The sequence below is a fragment of the Massilia sp. Root133 genome (assembly GCF_001426525.1).
In the GTDB taxonomy this organism is placed as follows: domain Bacteria; phylum Pseudomonadota; class Gammaproteobacteria; order Burkholderiales; family Burkholderiaceae_D; genus Telluria; species Telluria orientalis.
The window spans coordinates 375924-382993 of sequence record NZ_LMEW01000035.1 but is presented as its reverse complement, the minus strand read 5'-3'; the positions used below and the strand labels follow the sequence as shown (position 1 = coordinate 382993).

Genomic DNA, 7070 nt, shown 5'->3' with positions numbered 1-7070 from the left:
CACCGCCACCTTCGGCGCGGCCGCGATCATGTACGCGGCCCGCTCGCTGGGCCTGGGTTCGACGCCGATGATCGGCTTCGATGCCGACGCGGTGCACCATGAATTCGGCCTGGGCGAGGAGGAAGTGCCCGTCATGCTGTTGTCCGTCGGGGTGGAGCGCCAGGGTAACTGGGCGCAGAAGCCGCGCCGCCCCGTCGCCGACGTGCTGGATCTGGTCTGACCCTCCGCCATGCCGGCGGTCGCATCGGCCTGCCGGCGCGCCCCGCATTCGATCGCACCAACGTTCAGGTTCCCGAGATTCCATGTCACACGTCGACTGGCTGAGCCAGCTTCTGCAAATGATCACCGTCACCGGCCAGCTGGAGGTTCGCTGCGCATACGGTGCGCCGTGGCGCGTCGCCTGGCCGCAGGCCGCCGCGCACGAGATTCCTTACCACGTCGTACTCAATGGCCGCGCGATCATCGAGGACCCGGACACGCACACGACGATGGAACTGGGCGGCGGCGATATCGTGCTGCTGCCCCACGGATCGGCGCACGTGCTGCACGACGGCAGCGGACGTGCCCCCGCGCGGACCCACACTCGCCAGAGTACCGCCGGACTGACGCTCCGCGAAAACAATGGCCGGGGCGAGCATCTGGACATGTTGTGCGGGCGATTTTTCATCCGGCCGCCCCACGACAGGCTGATTCGCAATTACCTGCCCACGAACGTCGTGGTACGGACCGGCGCCGGTCGTCGCGAAGACGGCGGCGAGTCCGCGCCGGACCACCTGGCGAACCTCGTCGGACTGATGCGCATGGAGTCCGCCGACGGCAGGCCGGGCGGATACGCGATCCTGAATGCGCTGACCTCGGCGCTGTTCACCCTCGTGCTGCGCGCGGCAAGCGAGTCCGCGTCGGCCCCGCCAGGCCTGCTGGCACTCGCCGGCTATCCGCGTCTGGCCCCGGCCATTTCGGCGATGTTCGCGGAGCCGGCGCGCGCCTGGAACCTGCCCGACCTGGCCAACTTGTGCAGCATGTCGCGCGCCACCTTCGTGCGGCATTTCCAGGACAAGGTCGGGAGTTCAGCCAGCGAATTCCTGACCGATATCCGGATGAGTCTGGCGGCCAACGAGTTGAAGAAACCCGGAATGACCACCGAGGCGGTGGCCGACTCGGTGGGATATCGATCCGTGGCGGCGTTCAGGCGCCTGTTCACGGACAAGATGGAGATGACGCCGGGACAATGGCGGCGCCTGGCGCGCGAGGGCGCCTGATGCGCGTACGCCTCCGGGCGACTCTCTGTCTGCTTGATCCTTTCGAGCAGCTTGTTGAGAAGATCCAGTCTCGAAAACGGCGACCGGCCCGCCTAAAGTGGAGGCTCCTGACCACCTGACGAAAGCACCCGCCATGAGCCGTATTGCAACCACTGGAATCACTCAGACCAATGCCGTCATCGACTGCATCCTGAACCGCAGCGCAACCAAGTACTACGACCCGTCCGCCACCCTGAGCGACGACGAGATCCGCGCGCTCGTGCAGGTCGGCACCGCCGCGCCCACGTCCTTCCGCCGCAGCGCAACCAAGTACTACGACCCGTCCGCCACCCTGAGCGACGACGAGATCCGCGCGCTCGTGCAGGTCGGCACCGCCGCGCCCACGTCCTTCCACATGCAGAACTGGCGCTTCATCGCCGTGCGCACCCGCGCAGCGAAGGCCCGACTGAGTCCGATCGCGTGGAACCAGCCCGCGATCACCGACGCGGCCGTCACCTTCATCGTCTGTGGCCAGCTGGCCGACTCCGCCGTGATCCCTGATCGCCTGGCGCCGCTGGTGGAAGCGGGCGTCATGCCAGCGGCCATGGTGCGGGACTGGGAAATCCCGGCCCGCGACCTGTACATGGCATACCCGCAGCGCCGGCGCGACGAGGCGGTACGCACCGCCACCTTCGGCGCGGCCGCGATCATGTACGCGGCCCGCTCGCTGGGCCTGGGTTCGACGCCGATGATCGGCTTCGATGCCGACGCGGTGCACCNACCGACGCGGCCGTCACCTTCATCGTCTGTGGCCAGCTGGCCGACTCCGCCGTGATCCCTGATCGCCTGGCGCCGCTGGTGGAAGCGGGCGTCATGCCGGCGGCCATGGTGCGGGACTGGGAAATCCCGGCCCGCGACCTGTACATGGCMTACCCGCAGCGCCGGCGCGACGAGGCGGTACGCACCGCCACCTTCGGCGCGGCCGCGATCATGTACGCGGCCCGCTCGCTGGGCCTGGGTTCGACGCCGATGATCGGCTTCGATGCCGACGCGGTGCACCRYGAATTCGGCCTGGGCGAGGAGGAAGTGCCCGTCATGCTGTTGTCCGTCGGGGTGGAGCGCCAGGGTAACTGGGCGCAGAAGCCGCGTCGTCCCGTGACCGACGTGCTGGATCTGGTCTAGCCGCAAGAAGGACGGTCCTCCGACCCCGACAACCAGAAGGAGCATTCGCATGAACATCCTCCATATTGATTGCAGCCCGCGTACCGAATCGCACAGCCGGCGGCTGTCCGCCGCGTTGGTCGGCAAGCTGCTCGACGGCACGCCGAATGCGAGCGTCAGCCGGCGCGATCTTGCCTGCGTCCCAATGCCGCACGTCGCATCGGACTACGCGACGGCACTGTCGTCGCCGGCCACGCTGGCGGCGCCGCCGAACGGATCTCTTGAATTTTCCGAAATGCTCATCCGGGAAGTCGAAGCGGCCGATGCGATCGTCATCGGAACGCCCATGTACAACCTCACGGTGCCCTCGGTCCTGAAGGCGTGGATCGACCGCATCCTGCGCGCCGGCCGCACGTTCGCGTCGACGCCCGCGGGGAAAGTCGGCATGCTGCGGGATCGTCCGGTCTTCGTCGGCATTGCTTCCGGCGGCGTCTTCAGCGGCGAGCGGGCCAACCAGCCGGACTTTCTCACGCCGTATCTCGCGGTCGTGTTGGGAAATATCGGCCTGAAGACCGTGCAATTCATCCCTGTGCAAGCCACCGCATTCCTCGACCGCGACCAGGCCGCGTCGGCGACCGCGGCCGCGGTAGCGACCATGGACGTGACGCCGGTCCGACGCTTGCCACGTCCGATCGCATGGGACCGGAGGCACGCGTCATGACCGTCGCCCTGTGGTGGCTGCGCCGTCCAGGAAGCGCCCGTCGGGGCGCATGAGACTCAGCATCAATCCCAAGTCCAGGAGAATGAAAGTGACACCCGATCATCCGATTTTCTCGCGTTGGCCAGCCCGGCACCCCGACCGGCTCCAGCTCTTTTCCCTGCCAACGCCCAACGGCGTGAAGGTCGGCATCATGCTGGAGGAGACGGGCCTCGCCTATGAGCCGCACCGCATCGACATCACCGCGAACGAGAGCCACGACCCGGCGTTCCTCTCGCTGAACCCGAACGGCAAGATCCCCGCGATCTACGATCCCGACGGTCCGGGCGGCCGGCCGCTGGCGTTGTTCGAATCGGGCGCCATCCTGATCTACCTCGCCGACAAGACGGGAAAGTTCCTGCCGGCCGACCCCGGCGCGCGCTACGAAACGATCCAGTGGCTGATGTGGCAAATGGGCGGTGTCGGGCCCATGTTCGGCCAGGTCGGCTTCTTCAACAAATTCGCCGGCAAGGCCTACGAAGACAAGCGCCCGCTTCAGCGTTACGCGAACGAGTCCGCGCGGTTGCTTGGCGTGCTCGACCAACGGCTCGCGGGCCGCGACTGGGTGATGGGGGCGGACTACACCATCGCCGACATGTCTCTGCTCGGCTGGGTGCGCAACCTGATCACCTTCTACGAAGCACGCGAGCTCGTCGGTTTCGACCGCTTCCTTCACGTGCGGGCGTGGCTCGACCGCGGCCTCGCCCGTCCCGCGGTACAGCGCGGGCTGCAGGTCACGGCGGCTTAGCGGGGACGGCCATGCGCGATATTACCGCCGACATGGAGGCGATCGTCGAACGGGCGATACTGTCGTTCGTCGCGACCGTCAACGCGGACGGCACGCCCAACCTCTCGCCCAAGGCGTCGCTCACCGTCGTGCAGGGCGTGCTCTATTTCGCCGATATCGCATCGCCCGCGACAGTCACGAACCTGAAGCGCAATCCCGCCGTCGACATCAACGTCGTCGACATCTTCGAGCGGCGCGGTTACCGCTTCAAGGGCCGTGCGCAGGTACTGGCGCCGGGCGACGCCGCGTATTCGATGATCGCGGACCGGGTCCGGACGATGAACGGCCCGGAATACCCGGTCGACCACGTGGTCAGGATCGAGACCACGTCGATCACGCCGCTGCTGTCGCCGGCGCACGTTTTCGCCGACCCGCCCCGCAGCCAGGACGAGATCAGGCGCACCTATTATCGGAAGTACGGCGTGAAGCCCGAAAGCGGTGGCGCCTGACCACCCGCCCGGTACCGCGCGCACCACCGCCCACACTCAAACTCCGTATCCCCTTGGTCGATCCGGCCTCCGTGCTGACATCACGGTCGAACGCAGCGCCGTGCAACTGCGCGGCGACCGTGCGATCACGACGGTCGCCCTGATCCACGCCCTCGGTGGTGGCTGGGATGAGCCGGCCGCCGACGTAAACGTGCGGGCGCGCCACTGAAGCGCCCGGCCTGCCTGATTGATCTTTTTGGGCAGTCTATTGAGCAGGTGCAGTCTCGATGCAGGAAGCAGACTCGCCTACAGTAGAGGCTCAAAAGACACGCGGACAGCGCCCAACGGCGCTCCCCGATTCCATGAAACCAGCGACTCACTTGATGGAGAATATGATGACAAGAACTGCAGCGCTCACGCCGGAACACGTGCCGGCCGAATCGAAACCGACCCTCGACGCCTTCACGAAGAACATCGGCTTCACGCCGAACATGATGGCCGCGTTCGCGCAGAGCCCGATCGCGTTCAACGCCTGGGCGACGCTGCTCGGCTCCTTGAGCAAGGCGCTCGACGTGAAGACGCGCGACAGCATCGGCCTCGCGGTCTCGGAAGTCAACGGCTGCAACTACTGCCTGACGGTGCACAGCTTCACGGCCGAACACATGGCCAGGCTTCCGGCCGCCGACATCCTGCTCGCCCGCAAGGGCCACGCGAACGATCCGAAGCGCGACGCCGCCGTCCAGTTCGCGCGCAAGGTCATCGAGACGCGCGGCCACGTCGCCGACACCGACCTGGACGCCGTGCGCGCTGCCGGCTACACGGATGCGAACGCCATGGAAATCGTCGCGCTGGTGGCCATGTACTCGCTGACGAACTTCTTCAACAACGTGTTCGATCCCGAGAAGGATTTCCCCGCCGTCGTGCCGGCCGGTTCGATCTGATCGCCGCGAGTTCGCGCCGCCGTCTGCGCCGACACGCAGAAGGCGGCGCGATGGAACGATTCACCCGGAATGAAACCTAAAAGGAAAAGCAATGCTGCTACCTCGGCAACTGGTGCCTGAACTTCGCGTTCCGACGCTCGATCATGGCGAGTTCGATCTCGCAGACAACGTACACGACCGGTTCACGTTACTCGTCTTTTACCGCGGCCTTCATTGTCCGGTTTGCCTCAAGTACCTGCGCGAACTCGGGTCGCTGCTATCCGAGTACGAGCGTCGCGGCACCAGCGTGATCGCGATCAGTTCCGACACGCCGGAGCGAGCCCGAGACATGGCACGCAAGGTCGGTGCGAGCCATCTCCGGGTCGGACATTCGCTGCCGCTTGCCGTCGCGCGCCAATGGGGCCTCTACATTTCCTCGTCGCGCGGCACATCGTCGATCGGCATCGAAGAGCCGCCCCTCTTCTCGGAACCGGGCGTGTTTCTCGTACGGCCCGATGGCACCCTGTATTACGGCTCGGTCCAGACGATGCCGTTTGCCCGTCCGCTGTTCTCGGAACTGCTTCAGGCGATCGACTTCGCGATCACAAAGGATTACCCGGCACGCGGCGAATTCGACGGCCCGCTATGAAAGGTGACGCTACAATCCCCGCAAGGCTCAAGTCCGGCCGGATTCTGGCATGATGTCGGCCTTTTGAACGGAACAGGCAGTGCGACAAGGAAGGTGTCAATGAAGTCCGTCCCCACTATCTCGACAGCGGATTTGAGCCGGTTGATCGCGGCGCTGGACGTCCAGATCGTCACACTCGCGGAATGTCTGGTCAGTCCGGGATACAACCTCGTCATGGGCGGCCACCCGTGTCCGGGCATTCATTACGTGCTCGAGGGCACAGGGCTCATGTACCTGAGAAACGCGGCGCCAGTAAAAGTCGAGCCCCATACACTCGTCATCGTGCCTCCCGATTGTCCGTTCCGGCTGGAAGTCTTCAAAGGTGACGAGTCGCCTGGCGCAACCGAACCGGTCACCGGAGCCGATCACATGAACATCGTCGATTCGGTGTATCGCTTCACGGCGGGGAATGAAGGGCCGCGAACCGTCCTGATATGCGGCTATTTCAGAACCCTGTACGGCGCGTCGATGGATTTGTTCGAAACCCTGGCGGCACCGATCGTGGAAAAATTCCGTGCTGACGATCGGCTGGACGTCACGCTCAAATGCGCGATGGACGAATTGGTAGCGCAAGAAATCGGCTACGGGGCGATGACCGGCGCGTTGCTGAAACAGGTCATCATCGCCCTGGTGCGCAAGTCGCTGAGTTCGATGAATGTCTGGATCGAACGCTTTGCCATGCTGAGCGACCCGCAAGTCGCACGTGTGTTCGCGGACATGGTGGCCCAGCCGGGCAAGGGGCATACCGTCCATACATTGGCGGAGACCGCGTGCTTGAGCAGGTCGGCGTTCGTGGCCCGGTTTACCAACGCCATCGGACGTTCGCCGATGGCTGTCCTCCGGGAGATGCGCATGCGCCAGGCCGCGGCCGATCTGGCGGCGGGCAATATGTCGATCGATCAGGTCATACGCAACACGGGATATGCCAGCCGCAGCAGCTTTGCCAGGGCGTTCCGGCAGGCTTACGGCATGGACCCATCGGGTTACCGCGAATCCATTCTGCGGAACAAGAACGTGTCGACATCCGGTCGTTGATCCATCAATTCTTCAAACCGCGCAACCACGTGCGGGGACCGCTCTGCAGTACACCC

Annotated in this window: 9 protein-coding genes and 1 pseudogene; all 10 read left to right on the top strand. The window is 65.3% G+C overall.

Annotation, left to right across the window (positions count from 1 at the left end; translation table 11 throughout):
- Window positions 1-220, top strand: a 220-nt coding sequence (locus ASD28_RS33035) for a nitroreductase family protein (RefSeq protein ID WP_229412435.1), incomplete at its 5' end; no start/stop codon positions are given.
- An 82-nt stretch (window positions 221-302) separates the two neighbouring features.
- Window positions 303-1259 carry an AraC family transcriptional regulator gene (locus ASD28_RS28465; protein WP_056136649.1) on the top strand — a complete coding sequence of 319 codons (957 nt, stop codon included), beginning with the start codon at window positions 303-305 and terminating at the stop codon, window positions 1257-1259.
- A gap of 133 nt (window positions 1260-1392) precedes the next feature.
- Window positions 1393-2017 (top strand): annotated as a pseudogene (locus ASD28_RS28460) (nitroreductase family protein); the annotation flags it as partial.
- Between the two features lies 1 nt (window position 2018).
- The coding region (locus ASD28_RS28455) for a nitroreductase family protein (RefSeq protein WP_229412434.1) at window positions 2019-2420 on the top strand (402 nt) is incomplete at its 5' end.
- A gap of 49 nt (window positions 2421-2469) precedes the next feature.
- Entirely contained in the window at window positions 2470-3120 is a 651-nt protein-coding gene (locus ASD28_RS28450) for an FMN-dependent NADH-azoreductase (protein WP_056136648.1), read from the top strand.
- Window positions 3121-3208: 88 nt separating this feature from the next.
- On the top strand, window positions 3209-3904 hold the full coding sequence (locus ASD28_RS28445; protein ID WP_056136914.1) for a glutathione S-transferase N-terminal domain-containing protein: 696 nt from the start codon (window positions 3209-3211) through the stop codon (window positions 3902-3904).
- 11 nt (window positions 3905-3915) lie between these two features.
- Window positions 3916-4392, top strand: a complete 477-nt coding sequence (locus tag ASD28_RS28440) for a pyridoxamine 5'-phosphate oxidase family protein (RefSeq protein WP_056136646.1) — start codon at window positions 3916-3918, stop codon at window positions 4390-4392.
- Window positions 4393-4766: 374 nt separating this feature from the next.
- Window positions 4767-5312, top strand: coding sequence for a carboxymuconolactone decarboxylase family protein (locus ASD28_RS28435; RefSeq protein ID WP_056136644.1), 546 nt, complete (start codon window positions 4767-4769; stop codon window positions 5310-5312).
- 91 nt (window positions 5313-5403) lie between these two features.
- Window positions 5404-5940 carry a peroxiredoxin-like family protein gene (locus ASD28_RS28430; RefSeq protein WP_056136642.1) on the top strand — a complete coding sequence of 179 codons (537 nt, stop codon included), beginning with the start codon at window positions 5404-5406 and terminating at the stop codon, window positions 5938-5940.
- 99 nt (window positions 5941-6039) lie between these two features.
- Window positions 6040-7014 carry an AraC family transcriptional regulator gene (locus ASD28_RS28425; RefSeq protein ID WP_229412067.1) on the top strand — a complete coding sequence of 325 codons (975 nt, stop codon included), beginning with the start codon at window positions 6040-6042 and terminating at the stop codon, window positions 7012-7014.
- Window positions 7015-7070: the final 56 nt, after the last annotated feature.